The organism is Candidatus Hydrogenedentota bacterium (genome assembly GCA_016791475.1).
In the GTDB taxonomy this organism is placed as follows: Bacteria; Hydrogenedentota; Hydrogenedentia; order Hydrogenedentales; family JAEUWI01; genus JAEUWI01.
The window spans coordinates 1-507 of sequence record JAEUWI010000507.1; the positions used below are offsets into that span (position 1 = coordinate 1).

Below are 507 nucleotides of genomic sequence, written 5' to 3' on the forward strand. Positions count from 1 at the left end.
CCCCCACCGCCAAACTCATGAATGACCTTTTCATCAACATCAAGGTAGATCGTGAAGAACGCCCCGACATCGACGACATCTACATGCAGGCGGTACAGGCGCTCAGTGGGCATGGCGGCTGGCCCATGACCGTCTTCCTCACGCCCAATGGTCGCCCTTTCTACGGCGGAACATATTACCCGCCCGAACCCCGTCATGGCATACCCGCCTTCCGGCAGGTGCTTGCCGGTGTCGCCGATGCCTACCAGAACCGTCGTGCGCAGGTCGAAGAAGCCGCCGCCAACCTCACCGAAGCCCTCAACCGCGAATTTCTCGGCATCGGTGGCGAACAATCCGCCCTCAATGCCGATCTCATCACCGCCGCCTATAAAAAAATCGCTCAGGAATTCGACTCAACCCATGGTGGATTTGGTGCAGCGCCCAAGTTCCCCCAACCCATGAATCTCGAATTCCTCTTGCGCGCCCATCATCGTACCGCTGATCCGCTTCCCCTTCAGCAGGTCGCCT

1 protein-coding gene is annotated in these 507 nt (G+C 59.0%); it reads left to right on the forward strand.

Annotated elements, in window-relative coordinates:
• Window positions 1-507, forward strand: a 507-nt coding sequence (locus JNK74_30515; GenBank protein ID MBL7650502.1) for a thioredoxin domain-containing protein, incomplete at both ends; no start/stop codon positions are given.